17 protein-coding genes and 1 tRNA gene are annotated in these 18,126 nt (G+C 57.8%); 10 read left to right on the top strand and 8 right to left on the bottom strand.

Annotated elements, in window-relative coordinates; all coding sequences use genetic code 11:
• Window positions 1–64: 64 nt before the first annotated feature.
• The gene (rlmKL, locus tag HP15_RS06925) at window positions 65–2,239 is read left to right on the top strand and encodes a bifunctional 23S rRNA (guanine(2069)-N(7))-methyltransferase RlmK/23S rRNA (guanine(2445)-N(2))-methyltransferase RlmL (RefSeq protein ID WP_041645160.1); all 2,175 of its coding nucleotides are present in this window, start codon (window positions 65–67) and stop codon (window positions 2,237–2,239) included.
• Between the two features lie 50 nt (window positions 2,240–2,289).
• Here rlmKL and HP15_RS06930 read toward each other — a convergent pair whose 3' ends face one another.
• Together HP15_RS06930 and HP15_RS06935 are read right to left on the bottom strand one after the other, a co-directional pair.
• Window positions 2,290–2,898 carry an outer membrane beta-barrel protein gene (locus tag HP15_RS06930; RefSeq protein WP_014576805.1) on the bottom strand — a complete coding sequence of 203 codons (609 nt, stop codon included), beginning with the start codon at window positions 2,896–2,898 and terminating at the stop codon, window positions 2,290–2,292.
• Window positions 2,899–3,005: 107 nt separating this feature from the next.
• The gene (locus HP15_RS06935) at window positions 3,006–3,491 is read right to left on the bottom strand and encodes a hypothetical protein (protein WP_014576806.1); all 486 of its coding nucleotides are present in this window, start codon (window positions 3,489–3,491) and stop codon (window positions 3,006–3,008) included.
• A 121-nt stretch (window positions 3,492–3,612) separates the two neighbouring features.
• Here HP15_RS06935 and HP15_RS06940 point away from each other — a divergent pair, with 121 nt between their 5' ends.
• Window positions 3,613–4,902, top strand: a complete 1,290-nt coding sequence (locus HP15_RS06940) for a M18 family aminopeptidase (protein WP_041645161.1) — start codon at window positions 3,613–3,615, stop codon at window positions 4,900–4,902.
• A gap of 56 nt (window positions 4,903–4,958) precedes the next feature.
• Here the strand turns inward: HP15_RS06940 and HP15_RS06945 are convergent.
• A tRNA-Asn gene (locus HP15_RS06945) sits at window positions 4,959–5,034 on the bottom strand.
• Window positions 5,035–5,202: 168 nt separating this feature from the next.
• Between HP15_RS06945 and HP15_RS06950 the strand changes: the two genes are divergently transcribed.
• Window positions 5,203–6,072 (top strand): YheT family hydrolase, encoded by an 870-nt coding sequence (locus HP15_RS06950; protein WP_227499720.1) that lies wholly within the window; start codon window positions 5,203–5,205, stop codon window positions 6,070–6,072.
• 7 nt (window positions 6,073–6,079) lie between these two features.
• On the opposite strand, the gene HP15_RS06955 is transcribed toward HP15_RS06950, so the two are convergent.
• The gene (locus HP15_RS06955) at window positions 6,080–6,709 is read right to left on the bottom strand and encodes an arylesterase (protein ID WP_041645163.1); all 630 of its coding nucleotides are present in this window, start codon (window positions 6,707–6,709) and stop codon (window positions 6,080–6,082) included.
• A 62-nt stretch (window positions 6,710–6,771) separates the two neighbouring features.
• Here HP15_RS06955 and HP15_RS06960 point away from each other — a divergent pair, with 62 nt between their 5' ends.
• The gene (locus HP15_RS06960) at window positions 6,772–7,491 is read left to right on the top strand and encodes an ABC transporter ATP-binding protein (protein ID WP_041645164.1); all 720 of its coding nucleotides are present in this window, start codon (window positions 6,772–6,774) and stop codon (window positions 7,489–7,491) included.
• Window positions 7,491–9,977: an ABC transporter permease gene (locus tag HP15_RS06965; protein WP_014576811.1), complete on the top strand. Its 2,487-nt coding sequence runs from the start codon at window positions 7,491–7,493 to the stop codon at window positions 9,975–9,977. The genes HP15_RS06960 and HP15_RS06965 overlap by 1 nt, the downstream gene beginning before the upstream one ends.
• 12 nt (window positions 9,978–9,989) lie before the next feature.
• Here HP15_RS06965 and HP15_RS06970 read toward each other — a convergent pair whose 3' ends face one another.
• The 4 genes from HP15_RS06970 to HP15_RS06985 form a co-directional block, all read right to left on the bottom strand.
• Window positions 9,990–10,772 carry a substrate-binding periplasmic protein gene (locus HP15_RS06970; RefSeq protein WP_014576812.1) on the bottom strand — a complete coding sequence of 261 codons (783 nt, stop codon included), beginning with the start codon at window positions 10,770–10,772 and terminating at the stop codon, window positions 9,990–9,992.
• 168 nt (window positions 10,773–10,940) lie between these two features.
• A complete protein-coding gene (locus HP15_RS06975; RefSeq protein WP_014576813.1) occupies window positions 10,941–12,128 on the bottom strand; it encodes an iron-containing alcohol dehydrogenase in 1,188 nt (395 codons plus the stop codon).
• The gene (locus HP15_RS06980) at window positions 12,128–12,673 is read right to left on the bottom strand and encodes a hypothetical protein (RefSeq protein WP_008172020.1); all 546 of its coding nucleotides are present in this window, start codon (window positions 12,671–12,673) and stop codon (window positions 12,128–12,130) included. Before HP15_RS06980 ends, HP15_RS06975 begins: the two co-directional genes overlap by 1 nt.
• A gap of 173 nt (window positions 12,674–12,846) precedes the next feature.
• Window positions 12,847–14,124 carry a M48 family metalloprotease gene (locus HP15_RS06985; RefSeq protein WP_014576815.1) on the bottom strand — a complete coding sequence of 426 codons (1,278 nt, stop codon included), beginning with the start codon at window positions 14,122–14,124 and terminating at the stop codon, window positions 12,847–12,849.
• Between the two features lie 25 nt (window positions 14,125–14,149).
• Here HP15_RS06985 and HP15_RS22850 point away from each other — a divergent pair, with 25 nt between their 5' ends.
• The 5 genes from HP15_RS22850 to htpG all read left to right on the top strand — a co-directional run bounded on the left by HP15_RS22850 (window position 14,150) and on the right by htpG (window position 18,124).
• Entirely contained in the window at window positions 14,150–14,275 is a 126-nt protein-coding gene (locus HP15_RS22850; RefSeq protein WP_008172013.1) for a hypothetical protein, read from the top strand.
• Between the two features lie 47 nt (window positions 14,276–14,322).
• On the top strand, window positions 14,323–15,063 hold the full coding sequence (locus HP15_RS06990) for a DUF599 domain-containing protein (protein ID WP_008172012.1): 741 nt from the start codon (window positions 14,323–14,325) through the stop codon (window positions 15,061–15,063).
• 18 nt (window positions 15,064–15,081) lie between these two features.
• On the top strand, window positions 15,082–15,552 hold the full coding sequence (locus tag HP15_RS06995) for a PaaI family thioesterase (protein ID WP_014576817.1): 471 nt from the start codon (window positions 15,082–15,084) through the stop codon (window positions 15,550–15,552).
• A complete protein-coding gene (locus HP15_RS07000) occupies window positions 15,549–15,983 on the top strand; it encodes a PaaI family thioesterase (protein ID WP_008172009.1) in 435 nt (144 codons plus the stop codon). The genes HP15_RS06995 and HP15_RS07000 overlap by 4 nt, the downstream gene beginning before the upstream one ends.
• A 248-nt stretch (window positions 15,984–16,231) precedes the next feature.
• Window positions 16,232–18,124 carry a molecular chaperone HtpG gene (gene htpG, locus HP15_RS07005; RefSeq protein WP_014576818.1) on the top strand — a complete coding sequence of 631 codons (1,893 nt, stop codon included), beginning with the start codon at window positions 16,232–16,234 and terminating at the stop codon, window positions 18,122–18,124.
• The last annotated feature ends 2 nt before the right edge of the window (window positions 18,125–18,126 follow it).

The following is an 18,126-nucleotide window of genomic DNA, read 5'->3' on the forward strand; positions in this document are numbered from 1 at the left end:
GATTTTCGGAATAGCCTTTATTTCGGAAACTTACCTCAAGCCGTCCAGGAACCAGGAGTTGAACTTGTCCAAATCTGTATTTTTCGTAACCTGCCCGAAGGGGGTGGAATACCTACTGGCGGACGAGCTCAGCACCTTTGGTCTGGATACCGTACGCAATGCCCCGGCCGGGGTCTGGGTGGAAGGTTCTCTGGAGGGTGGTTATCGCGCCTGCTTATGGTCGCGTCTCGCCAACCGGGTGATCCTTCACATTGATGAAGTGGATGCCAACAGCGGCGACCAGCTCTATGACGGCGTTGTTCACATGGACTGGCAGCAGCACATTCCTGTGCATGGCAGTTTCCGCGTTACGTTCCTCGGTCAGAACGAGGCCATCCGCAATACGCAATATGGCGCTCAAAGGGTCAAGGACGGCATTGTGGACCGGTTTCAGGCCAATGGCGGACCGCGGCCTTCAGTGGATGCCAAGAATCCGGATGTCATTGTCTCCGCGCGACTCAATCGTGGCCGCTTGTCCCTGGGCATTGATCTGAGCGGTCACAGCCTGCACATGCGAGGCTATCGTACGGATCAGGGCCTGGCACCCCTGAAGGAAAACCTGGCCGCGGCATTGCTGATGCGAGCGGGCTGGCCAGAAATCGCCGCCGCCGGCGGCGATTTCGTGGACCCGATGTGCGGTTCAGGCACCCTCGTGGTTGAAGCTGCCATGATGGCGCTGGATATGGCGCCCGGCCGCAAGCAGGAAAGGTTCGGTTTCGAGAAGTGGCCGGGCCATCAACCGGAGCTCTGGTTATCGCTGCGCCAGGAGGCGGAGCGTCGCGCCCACGAGGGCAAGCAAGGGCGGATCCCGAGAATGGCGGGCTTTGACCAGGACAGCCGGGTCATCGGGACCGCCTGGAAAAACATCCAGAGGGCAGGTCTGGAGAATGTTGTGTACGTTGAGGCTCGCGCAGTCGATGCCCTGGAACTGGAAGGCGACTGGTCTGATCAGGGGCTGGTCCTCACCAATCCCCCTTACGGTGAGCGGTTGAGTGAGCGCAGGGAATTGGGCGGCTTGTACCAGGCCCTGGGCGACGCGGTTAAACGCTGCGTTCCAGGCTGGCGCCTCGGTGTATTTACCGGAGCCCCGGAATTCGGCAAGTCCATCGGATTGAGAAGTTACAAACAATACCGGCTTTTCAACGGCAAGCTGCCCGCCCAGTTGCTGCTGTTCGAGATAAATGAAGTGAGCGCCATGACACCGAGGACCCCGGATATTCCCGGTGAGGTCACCCCTCGGATTGCCAATGAGGAACGCGCGGCCATGTTGCGCAATCGCCTCAAGAAGAACGTGAAGACCATTGGGCAGTGGGCAAGAAAGCAGGGCATTGGTTGCTACCGCCTCTACGATGCCGATATGCCGGAGTATGCGTTGGCGATCGATATCTATGAGGGGCGGGTGCACGTGCAAGAGTATGCGGCCCCGAAATCGGTGGATGAGCGTGCTGCTCGAGAACGCCTGGCGGAGGCCCTTGCAGTCATTCCCGAAGCACTGGGAGTGGAGCCGGAGGATATGGTGTGCAAGCAGCGCCAGCGGCAAACCGGCACCAATCAGTACGAGAAGCAGGCAGTCAGTGGCGAGTTTTTCAGGGTTCACGAACACGGCTGCGTGTTGAAGGTGAACCTCAAGGATTATCTGGACACGGGTCTGTTTCTGGATCATCGGCCGGTGCGGCACTGGATTCAGCAGCATTCGGAAAACCAGCGATTCCTGAACCTGTTCTGTTATACCGGCGCGGCCACTGTTCACGCTGTTGTTGGAGGCGCCAGCCGCTCGCTCAGTCTGGATATGTCAAAGACGTATGTCGGCTGGGCCGAGGAGAACCTTGCGCTGAACGGAGCCGACCCCAAGAAGCATCGGGTAGAGCAGGCAGACTGCCTCGCCTGGCTGGCAGACCGGAAAACGGCGGACCAACGGTTTGACCTGATCTTCATGGATCCGCCGACCTTTTCCAACTCTGCCCGTATGGCCGGCGTTCTGGATATCCAGAAGGATCACCCCACGCTGGTCAGGCAGGCCATGGCACGGTTGAGTTCCGACGGGTTGCTGATCTTTTCCACCAATTTCCGACGCTTCAAGCTGGACGAGACACTGGAAAGCGAGTTCGAGGTTGCTGAAGTGACGCGGGATACCCTGGACAAGGATTTTCAACGCAACGCCCGGATTCACCGGTGCTGGCATATCCGCCACAAGGCTTAATGGCGATCTGGTAGCGGGTCGGATCAGCAACACGAGATCCGGCCGGCCATTCAGAACTCGTAGCGCAGTCCGCCGGAAAACTGGAAGGTGTTCACATCCGTTCCCGTATCTTCGAAAAGCTTTCCGCCTTCGAAGACCAGAAACGTATCGTCCATCACTTCGAAATCAAGCCCTGCAATCCAGCTGATGGAGAAGCCGCTGTCCGGGAACTCGCCTTCGAGATCCAGGTAGGGGTTGTTGCGATCATTTGCGGGATCGCTGATCTCGCCTTCGCCGTGGATATAGGAAAAGCCGAACTGACCGTAGAGGTTTGCATAGTCGGTGATCGGGTAGTGCAGGCCCATGTACCAGCTGGCGTAGTAATCAACGCTCAGTGTCAGGTCACTGTCCGGTACCTCGGCGTCTTTGAAGCCACCACCGGCCCGCAGCTCGGCGTGAAACAGATCGGTTATGTGGCCACCCACCACCAGTGTTCCGCCTGTGCCCCAGGCGGTTTCCTTGGTGTTTTCACCGATGGTGCGGTGGTTGTAGGTGGTTGCCAGCAGCCCGATGTAGTGTTTGTCGGCCCTTGGCGTTTCCTGGGCCAGGGCGGCCTGGGATGCGAGGAGCAGGGCAGGGACAAGCGGACAGACGAGGGGCGTTCGCACAACCTTGTTCATTGTTATCGGGCTTCCTGACATGGGCGAATACGGGCTGATTCTGCCTCGTGTAACCGTTTGTTACGTCGACCCGTGTCACACTTCCCCCTGTCAATTCCTGCTGTTTCTCAATCCTCGTCGAACAGGCCCTCTTCCCGCGCCATCAGCAGCAGTGCGTAGACGCCATTTTCAGGCAACTGGGGTTCCAGGCTTTCCTCGAACAGGAGCTGGCGGCGGCGGTCTTCCAGGGTTTCGCTGTCCAGGCCTGTGATCAGCTCACTGATGGGTGCGATTTCGAACGGGGCCTCCTGTGCCACGGCCGTGAAAATGAGGTCTACCAGAATCTCGTCCGGATCGAGGCCGTCCACGAAGACGGTCTGGTCGGGCAGATCCTGGTGCAGTTCCCGGGCCAGCTCGATCAGGGGCACGCCCTGTTCTTCAAGGTAGAGGAGGTCGACATCGCCCAGGTCACCGTCTTCCGGGAGCCAGTCGTCGGAAGGGGCGATGACCACGGTTTTCATTCGGCCGTCTTCCAGCGACCAGGCCATGGCGGTGGGAAACAGCGCGTCGTCGGTCTGGCAGTATTCAATGTCGAGAAATCTCGGTGCTGGCACGTTGGGCTCCCGGTGATGGTTGATTTGTGACCCGGTTATAGGGAATGTCCGTTGACGCAGTATGAGGCTTTACGGCTTCATGCCATACTGTTGGCGCAATTATCTTTTAATCAGGGACATCATGGAACACGCTGAATTTAACAAAGATTTATTGAAGTTTCTGAACACTTCCCCCACACCCTGGCATGCGGTCGACACCATGAAACAACGGCTGAGTGCGGCTGGGTTTCAGGAGCTGGATGAGCGGGAAGACTGGTCGCTGGTGAGCAACCAGGGCTATTACGTTGTCCGCAACGGCTCCTCAATTGTCGCCTTCCGAACCGGCAGCAAAGATGTCACCACCTCGGGAATCCGCATGGTGGGTGCTCATACCGACAGCCCCTGCCTGAAGGTCAAGCCGAACCCTGAGCTCCGCCGCAAGGGCTTCTTCCAGTTAGGTGTCGAAGTATACGGTGGTGTGCTGCTGAATCCCTGGTTTGACCGGGATCTTTCCCTGGCCGGTCGGGTGACGGTGCTGGACGAAGACGGCAAGGTGCGGGACACCCTGGTGGATTTCCGTAAGCCTGTGGCATTCATTCCGAGCCTGGCAATCCATCTTGATCGAGAAGCCAACAGCAATCGCACGGTTAACCCACAGACCGATCTGCCCCCGGTTCTGATGCAGGTTCCTGAGAGCGATACCACCAGCTTCGTGGATCTGCTGTCCCAGCAGGTCAAGGCCGAGACCGGGCTCACTGTCCGCAAGGTCCTGGGTTACGAGCTCAGTTTCTACGATGCCCGTGAAGCCTCGTTTGTCGGATTGCGTGATGATTTCATCGCCTCGGCTCGCCTGGACAACCTTCTGAGTTGTTACATTGGCCTCCAGTCGCTGCTGAAAACCTCCGGGGACGAAGCCGCGTTGCTGGTCTGCAACGATCACGAGGAAGTTGGCAGTATGTCTGCCGAAGGTGCACAAGGGCCGTTCCTGACAGCGGTTCTGGACCGCTGGGTCGGCGCTGGCAAGGCTCGTGCTATTGCCAACTCAATGATGGTGTCGGCGGACAATGCCCATGGCATTCATCCGAATTACATGGATAAACATGATGAGAATCATGGCCCGATTCTCAATCAGGGGCCGGTGATCAAGGTCAACCATAACCAGCGGTACGCCACCAACAGTCGATCGGCAGCAGTTTACCGGCACATCAGTGACGAGCTGGGGTTGCCTCACCAGACCTTTGTGGTTCGGAGCGATATGGGCTGTGGCAGCACCATTGGGCCCCTGACGGCGGGGAACCTGGGTGTAACCACGCTGGATATTGGCGTGCCCCAGTTCGGTATGCATTCCATTCGGGAGCTGATTGGCACCGAGGATGGGTTCACGTTGTTCCGCGTGCTGACCGAATTCATGCAGCGCGAGCAGATTTTCTGAGGCCGTAAACGAAAAATGCCGCTGGTTCAGAAGAATCAGCGGCATTTCGGAATAAGTGGCTCCCCGAGCTGGGCTCGAACCAGCGACAAACGGATTAACAGTCCGTTGCTCTACCAACTGAGCTATCGGGGAACAGCATCAAGTGGCGCGCATATTAAGCGCTTTGGTTTACGGGGTCAACCCCCTGATATGAAAGGCTAAAAATTGTACGAAAGCAGGACTCTTCACTACCGGCCCCCGCCGTGGTTGCGCAACGGTCACGTTCAGTCTGTCTGGCCCACACTGTTTCGCAAAGTCCCGATGGTGGAACCGGAGCCGGAAGTGATCGCCACACCGGATGACGACGAACTGCACCTGGACTGGTACCGGCAGGGTAGCGATCGCCTGGCCATCGTGTCTCATGGTCTGGAAGGTCACAGCAGGCGGCCCTACGTGCTCGGTTTAACTCGCGCCCTGCTTCGGGAAGGCTGGGATGTTCTTGCCTGGAACTTCCGCTCTTGTGGCGGGGTTATGAATCGGCAACCGAGGTTCTATCACAGTGGCGCCACCGAGGATCTCGGCCTGGTGGTGAATCACGGTTTGTCAGGTGCTTACGACACCCTGTTTCTTTCCGGGTTCAGCATGGGGGGCAATCTGACGCTGCTTTATCTGGGCGAACAGGGTGAGCGTGTTGATAGCCGGATCTGCGGAGCCGTTGCCTATTCGGTTCCCTGCGACCTGGCCGGTAGCGCAGATATGCTGGCGTTGCCCAGCCGAAAGATCTACATGCAGCGCTTTCTCCGGGATCTGAAGGTAAAAATGGAGGAAAAGGCGGAGAGGTTTCCGGACCAGATTGATATTTCGGGGTTTGATGCCATTCGCAGCTTTCATGAGTTTGATGACCGCTACACCGCGCCTCTGCACGGTTTCCGCAATGCCCGGGATTACTGGGCCCAGTGTTCAGCATTGGGGCGCATGCGAGATATCCGCGTGCCGGCGCTGATGGTGAACGCCGCCGACGATCCGTTTCTCTCGGCGCGCTGTTTCCCGGAATCCCGGCGGGAGTTGGGCGCTCATGTGCGCCTCGAAGCTCCTCGTTGGGGCGGCCACGTCGGGTTTGTCGAGCATTCGAAAGATGGCTTTTATTGGTCAGAGCGCCGTGCGCTGGCATTCCTCCAGGGATTGACCTGAACCATCTTTATTGCAGGATCGGTTTGAGTACCGGCCAGACATTCTCCAGCAGTTTGCCCTGGGCTTCCTCGGTCGGGTGAATCCCGTCGTCCTGCATCAGCCCGGCCTGGTTGTAGATGCCGTCCAGGAAAAAGGGAACCAACGCGGTGTCGTATCGGTCAGACAGCTTCGGATAGATTTCGGCAAACATCTCTGTGTAGCGCTGTCCGTAGTTGGGCGGTATCTGCATGCCCACCAGTACGGCGCGAGCACCCGAGGTCTGCACCTTTTCGATCATGGAGGCGAGATTGGATTCGATTACGTTGGGGGGAAAGCCGCGAAGGCCATCATTGCCACCCAATTCAATGACCACGACGTCGGGCTCGTTCTCCTCAAGGAGATCAGGCAGCCGGCGGGCACCGCCATCCGTGGTTTCTCCGCTGATGCTGGCATTGACCACCTCCCAGTCGTTCAACCCTTTGCTCTCGAGCCGGTTTCTCAGCAACTGCACCCAGGCAGTTTCGGAGGGCACTCCATAGGCCGCACTGAGGCTGTCACCTACGATGAGCAGCGTATTCTGACTGGCCACTGCCGGCAGCGCCAGCACGGCAAACACGAGAAAAAGAATTGATCTGACGTACACCAATGCCGTATGCATAGACAACCAATACACCTTTAAGCCGTTTTCGAGACCCAGGATCGGGAGATTCCGTGAATCAGATGACCAATGTTAACCCGGATAGCCAGAGCCCAATGTTACGGGTAGATAACCTGACCCACCGCGTCAGTGTTGAAACCGATACGCTCACGATCTTGCAAGGGGTCACTCTCGAAATCAATCGGGGAGAATCCGTAGCCATTGTCGGGCGCTCCGGTTCTGGTAAAACCACCCTGTTGGGTTTGCTGGCGGGTCTTGATACGCCCAGCGAGGGGACGGTGGAGCTGGACGGCTCGGTGATCAGCAAGCTCAGCGAGGATGAGCGGGCAAAACTCCGCGCACACCGGGTTGGCTTTGTATTCCAGTCTTTCCAGCTTTTGCCGGCGCTAACCGCGCTCGAGAACGTTATGTTGCCGCTGGAGCTTGCCGGCATGGCGTCGCCGGAGAAGAGGGCCCGTGAGCTACTGGAACGGGTTGGGCTTGGCGAACGGCTGACCCACACACCCAGACAGCTCTCCGGTGGTGAGCAGCAGCGGGTTGCCATCGCGCGGGCATTTGCGTCTGAGCCGCTGATCCTGTTCGCTGACGAGCCGACGGGCAACCTGGATAACCGCACCGGTCAGGCAGTGTCTGATCTCTTGATGGCGTTGAACCGGGAGCAGGGCACAACGTTGGTGATGGTAACCCACGATGAACACCTCGCGGCTCGCTGTAATCGGCAATTCCATATTGAAGCCGGCGTTCTGACCGAACCGGAAGCAGCGCAGGAGATGGCGCACTGATGGCGGCTGCAAAAAAACTCATGTCGGTTCGCCGGGACTGGCGGGAACGGGATGTTCGCGTCGTTCTGGCCGCTCTCATCATCGCCGTTGCCACTGTTGCCACCATTGCCCTGTTTGCCAGTCAGCTTCAACGCACCCTGGTTTCTTCAGCCAGCTCGTTCCTGGCAGCGGATCGCCAGCTTGAGGCAGAGAATGGCCGACCGATTCCGGACGCCTGGCTTCAGGAAGCCGCCGATCAGGGCCTGAAAACCGGTCGAATGGTGGAATTCTCCACCATGGTGTTCGGTGACGAGAATTTCCAGCTGGTGTCAGTCAAGGCCGTGAGCAATGAATATCCGCTTCGTGGCGATATCGAAATCCAGCGGAACCCGACAGGTACTCGGGAGCTGGTAAATCAGGGGCCCGGGCCGGGAGAGGTCTGGATCAACCCGCGCTTGCTCAGGCTGCTGGATCTCGAAGTCGGCGAGTCGCTTGAAGTTGGTAATCTGAATCTTACCGTGTCCGGCCTGCTCATCCGGGAGCCGGACGGCGGTTTCCGGCTGTCGGCACTGGCCCCCCGCGTGATGATGCATGTGGATGATGTGGCCGCCACCGGGGTCATCCAGGAGGGCAGCCGGGTTGAATACGTCTACCTGTTTGCCGGTGATGAAGCTGCGCTGGAATCGTACTACCAATGGTTGGAACCCAGACTCGAACCCAGTCATGAATGGGCGGGTGTCCGGGATGGCGAGACCTTCTCGCGCTCACTCGAGCGAGCCGAGCGATTCCTGCTGTTGGGTGGCAGCCTTGCGGTCCTGCTTGCCGCCGTGGCCGTGGCTGTGGCGAGTCGTCAGTATGCCCTTTCCCAGCGCGATACCGTGGCACTTCTGAAAACGCTGGGGCTCAGCGGTGCAGGTATTGGCGGTTTGTACCTCAAGCGCCTCGCGCTCTGGGGTGTCACCGGGATCGTGGGCGGACTGCTGGTCGCGATGCCGCTGTACTGGTTGCTGATTCACATGCTGAGCCAGGTGCTTGAGCGCCCGGTGGAATTTCAGCTCGATCCGTCTGCATTGGTGCCCGCCTTGCTGACGGCACTGGTCTCTCTGTTTGCGTTTGCCTATCCTCCCGTTCGCAGGCTTCGCAATGTTCCGGCGATGCGTGTACTGCGCAGCCAGCCCGGTGAAACCGGGCGCGAGGCCCTGCCGGATATGATAATTGCCATTGTGGCGGTTTTCGGGCTTGTGTGGATGTATGCGGGCGAACTTGCCCTGGTGGTTTCCCTTCTGGGGGGGCTTGCGTTGCTGCTCGGGGCACTTGGCCTGGTGGGTTGGCTGTTGGTGGCAACACTGCGCAAGGTTCGCGGCGGTGGTAACGCCTGGCGTTTGGCCCTTGTGGGGCTGTACCGGCATCGCCGGGCCAGTCTTTCCCAGATTGCTGTATTTGCGATGACGTTGATGCTGGCGGCCACGCTGATATTGGTGCGTACCTCTTTGTTGACAGACTGGCAGGCCCAGTTGCCGGATGACGCGCCCAATCATTTCCTGATCAATATTGCACCGGAAGCGGTCGAGGACGTCGATGCGTTCTGGCAGGAGCGTGGCCAGCCACTGGACAAACTTTACCCGATGGTTCGAGGACGCTTGACCGAACTCAATGGTCAGCCAGTCAAGGAAACGGTCAGCAAGGATGAGAATGTTAACGCTCTCAACCGTGAACTGAACCTGACCTGGATGTCGGCCTTGCCGGACGACAACGAGATAGTCGAGGGCGTCTGGTTTGGTGAAAACCAGAAGGAAGGTGTCTCGGTGGAAGCGGAGCTGGCCGGAAAGCTGGGACTGTCACTGGGCGACGAACTGACGTTCACCATTGGCTCGGAAAAGGTGACAGAAGCCGTCACCAGTATTCGGACGGTCCAGTGGGACAGCATGAAGCCCAATTTCTACATGGCGTTCCCGCCGGAGGGCGGGCTCACCGAGATGCCCGCGACCTGGATCACCAGTTTTTACCTGCCCAAGGACAAGAAAGATGCCCTGAACGAATTTTCCCGGCAGTTCCCGACGGTTTCCGTTCTGGAAATTGATCATGTGATTGAGCGGATCCAGGAGATTGTCCGTCAGGTCACCCAGGCGATTGAAGCCATTCTGGCGTTGATCCTTGCCGCCGCGCTGGTGGTGATGGCTGCAGTCGTCAGTGCGACGCTTCAGGATCGACAGCGGGAAGGTGCGCTGCTGCGAACCCTGGGCGGACGCCAGAGGTTGCTGGTTCGCAGTACCATGCTCGAATTTGCGTTGCTGGGTGGTTTCGCAGGTGTGCTTGGAGTGGTCGCCGCCGAGGCGGCAGTCTGGGCGCTTCAGTTCAGGATGTTCGAGGGCACGTTCCAGTGGCACTGGCACGTGGTGTTGCCGATCCCAATCGTCAGCGCCGTTGTTCTTGCCCTGTTCGGCCGCTGGCAGCTACGGCCGGTGTTGAGTGTATCGCCGATGCTGTTGTTGCGACGCCTCGAGTAGCGCCGGGCGGCTTCAGCGGTAGTTGGCGAGAATCGCATCCAGCTCGCCATTCGCCTTCATCTTCGCCAGTTCTTCGTTGAACTGGCTGGCAAAGGACTGCCAGTCTTTCCGCAGCATTAGCCGGAACCCGTAATTGCTGATGCTTTCGTTGCTGATGTCGAAATGCTGCCGCAGCCCCTCGTTTCTGAGAATCCACTTTCCGACGAGCCGGTCGGCGACCGCGGCGTCGAAGCGGTCACCGTGCAGTACGAAGGTGAACATGTCCTTGTCTCTGGAAACATCAAAGCGGCGAATCCGACCTTCCTCGAAGTAGGGCTCAAGCAGCGGATATCGGTAGCCGAGATGGGTGACAATGGTTTTGGAGATCAGATCGTCCGGGCTCTCGTAGTGAAAGCTGGATTTTACTGGTGCAAAAAACACTTCCTCGATGTCGACTACCGCATCGGTAAACAGGAATTTCTCCGGGTCGTCCGCCCACTCCCGAGCCCTTGGTGTGGCATCGATGTATCCATCAAGCAGCATCTGATCTACACGTTTACGGGGGATTTGCTCAGCGATTACCCGGTATCCGAGCCTCTGGGCTACCTCGGACACCACATCCCACATGATTCCTGATGGTTGGCTCTGGTCACCGATGAGATAGGGTGGGTAACCATTGGGCGAAATATTGAAACGAAAAACCTTTTGTTCGCCAGAGGTATCTTGTGAGGCAAAAACTGGCGAGGAAAGTGCAGTCAGTACAAGAAGAAGGACACCAAGAGTGGCATTAACAGGGCGGGGATATCGGTTTTGCATGCGGTGGGGCTCTCTACGGAACAGTACTGTAGGTGGATAATGAACCCGGCTATCATCCCTGCCAGAATTGACTAATTCTCCTCTCTTGCTTGATCAATTTCAATGATGTGAAGTCTATCTTCACACAAGGCGAACGCCGGGGCCCAGGCAGGGTCCCCGGCGAAACAGTCACGCCCAGGCGCGGCGCAGAACCGAGCGGGCATCCTCCAGCGTTACTTCCTTCGGATTAAACATGATGGAACCATCATCCAATGCCATCTCAGCGATGTGGTCCAGCTGTGCCTCGGTCACCTTACCGGTTTCCTTGAGTGTCCGGGGCAGCTGGCAGCGCTTGTACAAAGCATCCCGCAACTTCCGGATCGCGGAAATACTGGCTTCTGCCCGGCGGCTTGCCGGTGTTGCTGCAAAGACTTCGGGGCCCTCGAGGTACAGCAAAAGTTCACCCAGGGGTTCCCGGATGGTTTCAAGGTTGTACTCCAGGGCGTAGGGCAGGTAAAGACTCATGCAAAGGCCGTGGGGCAGGTGGCAGACGGCGCCGGTCGCGTGCCCCAGGGCGTGCACCAGACCCACCATGGAGTTGGAGAAGGCGATGCCGGCCATGGTCGAGGCTTGCGCCAGCTCCAGTCGTCCGTCGCTGTCTTTCGGGTTGTCCATGACCTGAAGGAGTGACTGGCTGATTTTCTTGATGGCCGCGGTCGCGTAGGCGTCACTCAATGGGTTTTTCGCCATGCAGGTGAACGCTTCGGTTGCGTGGGTCATGGCGTCCATGGCTGTCGCGGCAGTAATGTGCGGCGGCAGGGTGAGGGTCATGCGCGGGTCAATGATGGCCGCGTTTGGCAGCAGGAACGACGACGTGAAGGGCAGCTTGACGCCCTTGGCTTCATCGGTGATGACCGCAACCGATGTAACTTCCGAGCCGGTCCCGGCTGTTGTCGGCACCACGAAGAAGGGCTTGAGCGGATGCTTGAGCACACCGGCACCGCTGTACTTGGCGATATCGTCACCACCCTCGGAAACCAGAATGTTGACGGCCTTGCCGGTATCGATCGCCGAACCGCCGCCCACGGCGATGATGGAGTCGCACTTTTCCTGACGATAGATGCCGGCGATATCGCGCACCACCGTGGTCGAGGAGTCGGGCGGAACGTCATCATAGATGGTGGTTATTTCCAGCCCGCTTTCCTCGCAAGCTGCGATCACGGGTTCCAGGAGGCCCGCAGCCCGCACGCCCTTGTCGGTTACGATCATTGGCCGCTTGGCAGCCATTCCGGTCAGCTCGTAAGGGATGTGTTCAAGGGCGGCCTTGCCGGCAATGACTTTTACCGGGCAGAAGAACTCATAGTATTTATTGGTCATCACGCTCTCACTGTCTCAACGAAATTGGTGGCAACTTTCAGGTAAATGCGCGCGGCGCTGATCAGCTTTTCGGGCAGGTGGAGGTCGGCCGGGTATTCCTTTACGGCGCGCTCGGCGACCATTTTCGGCAGGATGAAGGACTCAAGCCGGTTCAGTACCCGCGTCATCCGCACGGCATAGCTGATGTCGCCATCCACCAGCATGCGGTCATTGGCGAAAGCCACTGATGTTTTTTCCTGGAAAGACAGCACCAGGAAAGCGTGGGCGATGTGCTTGAACTGAATCGACAGGTCGATCGGCCGTGGGGCTTTGTCACCGTGGTAACGGAAACGCCCCTGGCCGGTATGTTCGACGATCAGCTTTGAGCCATCCGGCATCACCATCATCTCAAACAGGAAACCGTCAGGCAGTGCCCGGGCTTCGTTCTGAACCTTCTCGTCCACCTCGCTCACAGCCTGCAGGGCTCGCCCCATCACCTGGAACATCAGTTCCACGTACAGTCGGCGCGCCTGGAAGACCATGGGCTGGATACGTTTCGCTAGCATGTCCGTCATCCAATCGTTGTTGATGTCACCTGATTTTTAGAGTTATTGCTCTAAAAGTCAATGGAGGCGATGACAGAAGATGTGCGTCAGACCGGCAATCTTGATCCCGGGCAATAAAAAGGCCGGAACCCCTCGGGACTCCGGCCTTCTAAAGTCAATGATTCCGGCGGCAATTATTGCGTGAGTGCCGCCAGTTTACGTTTGGCCTCTTCAGCTACGTCACCACCGGCTTCGGCGGCCTTGCTGTAATAGGCAATGGCTTCATTCCGGTTATTCTGTTTTACCGCAACATCGCCCAGTCGCAGGAAGGCAATGGAAGTGGGGACGGTTTCATTGGCTTTGGTCAGATTCTCCCTGGCCTTGTCCAGATTGTTGAGCCTCAGAGCATTCAGGCCATTGTAAAGGCGATACTTGAACATCTCGGGGTAGAGCTCCACCGCCTTTTCAAAGTCGGCCGCGGCCTTCTCTGTTTCCTTCTGGTCCTGATAAATGCGGCCGCGAAGGGCATAGAACATGGCTTCCCGTGGCAGCAGACGGATGGCTTCGTTGATCTTGTCGAGCGCAGGCTTCATCTCGCCTTTGGAGGCCAGCTCCATGGCCTTGTCATGGGCATCGTAAGCCGGTTGCAGCGAACGGAGTTTGGCCATCTTGCGTTCATAGACGTCCTCACCGCGGTAGCCGCCCGCGCCAACCTTCTGCACCAGTTCGCGGTTCTCCTGCACGCGTTTCGCTGAGGGGGGATGGGTCGCGAACAGGCCATCAATGAAACTGGACTGACGCCCTTCGGATAGTTTCAGGAACAGCTCCTGAAGCTCCACTGCTGCCTGTGGGTCATAGCCAGCTTCTTTCATGTAGAGAATGCCGTAGTGGTCTGATTCGAGTTCGTCGCCCTGGCTGTATTGCGCCAGCGCAAGTTGCGCCCCAAGGGCAGCGCCACCCATGATCAGACCGGCCCATTCGTTGTCCGACAGGGCAAAACCAAGTCCGGCAACGCCGGCGCTGATCAGCATTCCCTGCTGCATGCGCTGAACACTGTGCCGGGCTGCCGCATGAACAATCTCGTGCCCCAGAACCGAGGCAAGCTGAGCCTCGTCGTCAAGCTCTGTCAGAAGGCCACGGTTAATGGCGATCTTGCCTCCGGGAAGGGCCCAGGCATTCGGTACACTGCTGTTCAGAACCACGAATTCGTAGGGCAGGTCCGCTCTGTCGCTGACCCTGGCCATTTTCTGGCCAACCTCGCTCACATAGAGCGTCAGCTCCGGGTCCACATAAAACCGACCGCCCTGGGTTTGCTGGGTGGGCACGTACTGCTCGGCGCCCATGGCGAGCTCCTGGCTTTCACCGATCAGCGAAAGCTGATTTTCCCCGGTAACCGGATTGACCGAGCAGCCGCTGAGTGTCAGTGCCAGCGCAATGGCTACCAGGCTGTTTTTGATGGCAGACAGGTTCACAGTAAGCTCCCTTTTGGATGATGCGATGTCGGGTTCGTTCAAAACAGTTGCCCGCTTCCTGAATGGGCAGTTTATAGCACATGATCGGCCATCAGTGGATTACCGCAACCTGCCCGGCGGTGGTGACGAGCAGGCCCTTGGCGTATCATAAGCGTCTGTTCCCGCTCTGTTTCACCAACTTCGCACCCAAGGCAACCCATGAGTAACTTACTCGAACTGATCGCTTTGCTCTGGTTCCTCGTCTGCTGGCTGGGTTATACCGAATACTCGAAACGCCGTGCCGCGGACCGTCCCTGCCTGTCCAACACCCTCGACCTTTACCGGGAGGACTGGATGCGCGTCATGTTGCGGCGGGAAAACCGGATTGCCGATGCGTCTGTGGTCGGAAACCTGGAGCGCAACGGTGCGTTTTTCGCCTCCAGCTGCCTGCTGATTCTCGCGGGTATTATCACCGCTCTCGGCTACACCCAGGAAGTCATGGAAGTATTCAGTACCATGCCCTTCGGCACATTGCCGACCCGGGAAATCTGGGAACTTCGCATGGTGGTGCTGTTGGTGGTCTTTATCTACGCCTTTTTCAAATTCACCTGGTCCATGCGGATGTACAACTTTGTGTCGGTGATGGTGGGCAGTGCCCCTCCGCCAGACGACACCAAAACCAGCCCCGCTGGCAGGGAGGCGTTTGCACGAAGTGCCGGCAACATCTGCAATCTTGCCGGCGATGCCTTTAACCTTGGGCTGCGGTCCTACTATTACGCACTTGCCGTGGTAGGCTGGTTTATTCACCCGATTGTCTTCATGGCGGCGTCCACTCTGGTTGTTGTCGTTCTCTATCGACGCGAGTTCTGTTCGACGGCACTGGAAGCATTGAGGGCAGGGAAGGTCTTCGAGGAGCCGCTGCCCGGCAAGGCGGAAAACAGCCCAAAACCTAAAAGCTGATCCACAGGTTAAATCTGAATGAACGATGATATCCGACGGAAACGGGTTAGCCGTTTTATAGCCACCCTCAACCAGGCCAACGAGCTTGGTCTGTCGGTTACCGAGGCCACAAAAGGCAGCCTGACACTGTGCCTGCCCTACAGTGACCGCATTATCGGTAACCCGGACACCGGGGTGATTCACGGTGGGGCCATCACCACACTGATGGATACCACGTCAGGGTGCGTGATCCTTTGTGCCCTGGAAGATTTTGAACTCTGCCCGACGCTGGACCTGCGCGTGGACTACATGCGCCCGGCCCAGCCCCGCAAGCCGGTTTATGCCCGGGCTGAAACCTACCGGGTAACCCGGAACATTATTTTTACCCGCTGTGAGGCGTACCAGGAAGGCGGTGAAACCATCGCCAACTGCGTGGCCACCTTCATGCGTATCGGGAAGGATGCCAGCCCGAAACATTACCGGGACCTGATTACCGGAGGTGAAGAATGACCGATCCTGAAATCCTGCGTTACACCCAGGAGACCGGTGACTTCAGCCGCATGCTCAGCAGCATTCCCTATGCCACCTGGATTGGTCTTCAGTGTGAGCAGTTTGGAGACGACCTGATTTTCCGTCTGCCCTGCAAAGACTCCAACCTGGGTAATCCCATCCTGCCGGCCATCCACGGGGGCGTGATCGGTGGCTTCATGGAGATGTCCGCCAACATCTACCTGATCATGTCCCAGGAAAGTCTGCGCATGCCCCGTATCGTCGATTTTTCCCTGGATTATCTCCGCGCCGGCCTCAACCGGGAAACCTACGCCGAATGCCGTCTGACCCGCCAGGGCAACCGCGTTGCCAACGTGATGGTCAGCGCCTGGCAGAAATCCCGCTCGCAACCCATTGCGACTGCCAGGGCGCACTTCCTCCTCGAAGACTGATCTTGCCTATACTCCGGGGCTTGAAATGCCCCGGTGTGCCCCCACTTTTTGCTCAGACTGAGATTTTTGTGCAGGAGCGAGCACGGAGGCCGTTCCGAAACACGCTGTGAATACGTCCATGTACGCTCGGCTCCGCCATCCATGGCTCCGCACGGTTTCGGAACGGCCTCCGCGCTCACTCTCAAAACTATGAGGTAACTCGGGCACAACGCCGTGCCTGTTTATTCGTTTCAGGAGACTAAAACGCCATGACGGTTGAAGCCAATAAAGAAACGCTTGGATTCCAGACCGAAGTGAAGCAACTGCTTCACCTGATGATTCACTCGTTGTATTCCAACAAGGAAATCTTCCTTCGTGAGCTGATTTCCAACGCTTCAGATGCCGAAGACAAACTGCGTTTCGCAGCGCTGAAGGACGACAGCCTGTATGAAAGCGATCCTGAGCTGAAGATTCGCCTGGATTTTGACGAAGAGGCGAATACCGTCACGCTCACCGACAACGGTATCGGTATGACCCGTGACGATGTTATCCAGAATCTTGGCACCATTGCCCGTTCCGGTACGGCTGAATTCCTCCAGCAGTTGTCCGGCGATGAGAAGAAGGACAGCAAGCTGATCGGTCAGTTCGGTGTTGGGTTCTATTCGGCGTTTATTGTGGCCGACAAGGTGGATGTATTCACTCGTCGTGCGGGTGCGCCTGCAGAAGAGGGTGTGCATTGGGAATCCAAGGGCGACGGTGAGTTTTCCATCGAGCAGGTCAATCTGGATAACCGCGGCACCCAGATCGTCCTGCATCTGAAGCCAGACGCCAAGGAATTCGCCAACGGCTGGAAACTGCGCAGTCTGGTGAAGAAGTACTCGGATCATATTTCCTTCCCGGTTGTCATGAAGGCCGAATCCGACGAAGGTGAGAAGAAGGACGAGTACGAAACCGTTAACGATGCGACAGCGCTCTGGACACTCCCCCGTACCGAGATCAAGGACGAGGAGTACAAGGAGTTCTACAAGCACATCGCCCACGATTTTGAAGACCCGCTCACCTGGTCCCACAACAAGGTGGAAGGCAAGCTGGATTACACCAGCCTGCTGTATATCCCGGCCCGTGCACCGTTTGATCTGTACAATCGTGAAGCGCCCCGTGGCCTGAAACTGTACGTGCAACGCGTGTTCATCATGGACGACGCCGAACAGTTCCTGCCGCTGTACCTGCGGTTTGCCAAGGGTGTGATTGATTCCAACGATCTGTCCCTCAACGTGTCACGGGAGATCCTGCAGAACGACAGCACCGTGGAAAGCATTCGCACCGCGCTCACCAAGCGGGTCCTGGATATGCTGTCCAAGCTGGCCAAGAAGGATTCCGAGCAGTATCAGAAGTTCTGGGGTGAGTTTGGCACGGTATTGAAGGAAGGCCCGGCGGAAGATTTCAGCAACCGCGAGAAAATTGCCGGCCTGCTGCGCTTCGCCTCTACCCACACCGGGGAAAGCACACAGAACGTGTCGCTGGATGACTACATCGGCCGGATGAAGGAAGGGCAGAAAAAGCTTTACTACATCACCGCCGACAACTTCACAGCTGCCAAAAGCAGCCCGCATCTGGAAGTGTTCCGCAAGAAGGGTATTGAGGTGCTGATCCTTACAGATCGCATCGACGAGTGGATGATGGGTTACCTCAGCGAATACGACGGCAAGCAGTTGCAGGATGTTGCCCGTGGCGACCTGGACCTGGGCGAGGTCGAGACCGAGGAAGACAAGAAGCACAAGGAAGAGGCGGCTGAAGAGCACAAGGATCTGCTTGAGCGGATCAAGAATGCCCTGAGCGACCGGGTGCAGGAAGTGCGTGTGACCAATCGCCTGACCGATTCACCGGCCTGCCTGGTTGTGGGTGATTTCGACATGGGCGCACAGATGAAGAAGATCATGGAAGCGGCCGGCCAGAAAGTGCCGGACAGCAAACCGATCTTCGAGATCAATGTTGATCATCCGCTGGTCCAGCGACTGGAAAGCGAGAAAGGCGAAGAGCGGTTCAACGAGCTCTCTGCCGTTATCCTGGACCAGGCCACCCTGGCCAGCGGTGAGCAACTCCCGGACCCCGGTGCCTATGTCACCCGTCTGAACCGCCTGCTGCTTGAACTGGCGAACTGATC

It is taken from the genome of Marinobacter adhaerens HP15 (assembly GCF_000166295.1).
In the GTDB taxonomy this organism is placed as follows: Bacteria; Pseudomonadota; Gammaproteobacteria; order Pseudomonadales; family Oleiphilaceae; genus Marinobacter; species Marinobacter adhaerens.

What these genes read in the sequence shown, in the direction of transcription:
- HP15_RS22850 (WP_008172013.1), top strand. Translation starts at nt 14,150, where the DNA reads ATGTCGGGTTCGTTCAAAACAGTTGCCCGCTTCCTGAATGGGCAGTTT.
- HP15_RS06990 (WP_008172012.1), top strand. Translation starts at nt 14,323, where the DNA reads ATGAGTAACTTACTCGAACTGATCGCTTTGCTCTGGTTCCTCGTCTGC.
- HP15_RS06980 (WP_008172020.1), bottom strand. Translation starts at nt 12,673, where the DNA reads ATGCTAGCGAAACGTATCCAGCCCATGGTCTTCCAGGCGCGCCGACTG.
- HP15_RS06960 (WP_041645164.1), top strand. Translation starts at nt 6,772, where the DNA reads ATGACCAATGTTAACCCGGATAGCCAGAGCCCAATGTTACGGGTAGAT.
- HP15_RS06940 (WP_041645161.1), top strand. Translation starts at nt 3,613, where the DNA reads ATGGAACACGCTGAATTTAACAAAGATTTATTGAAGTTTCTGAACACT.
- HP15_RS06955 (WP_041645163.1), bottom strand. Translation starts at nt 6,709, where the DNA reads ATGCATACGGCATTGGTGTACGTCAGATCAATTCTTTTTCTCGTGTTT.
- HP15_RS06975 (WP_014576813.1), bottom strand. Translation starts at nt 12,128, where the DNA reads ATGACCAATAAATACTATGAGTTCTTCTGCCCGGTAAAAGTCATTGCC.
- HP15_RS07000 (WP_008172009.1), top strand. Translation starts at nt 15,549, where the DNA reads ATGACCGATCCTGAAATCCTGCGTTACACCCAGGAGACCGGTGACTTC.
- HP15_RS06965 (WP_014576811.1), top strand. Translation starts at nt 7,491, where the DNA reads ATGGCGGCTGCAAAAAAACTCATGTCGGTTCGCCGGGACTGGCGGGAA.
- htpG (WP_014576818.1), top strand. Translation starts at nt 16,232, where the DNA reads ATGACGGTTGAAGCCAATAAAGAAACGCTTGGATTCCAGACCGAAGTG.
- HP15_RS06970 (WP_014576812.1), bottom strand. Translation starts at nt 10,772, where the DNA reads ATGCAAAACCGATATCCCCGCCCTGTTAATGCCACTCTTGGTGTCCTT.
- HP15_RS06995 (WP_014576817.1), top strand. Translation starts at nt 15,082, where the DNA reads ATGAACGATGATATCCGACGGAAACGGGTTAGCCGTTTTATAGCCACC.
- HP15_RS06950 (WP_227499720.1), top strand. Translation starts at nt 5,203, where the DNA reads ATGGTGGAACCGGAGCCGGAAGTGATCGCCACACCGGATGACGACGAA.
- HP15_RS06930 (WP_014576805.1), bottom strand. Translation starts at nt 2,898, where the DNA reads ATGAACAAGGTTGTGCGAACGCCCCTCGTCTGTCCGCTTGTCCCTGCC.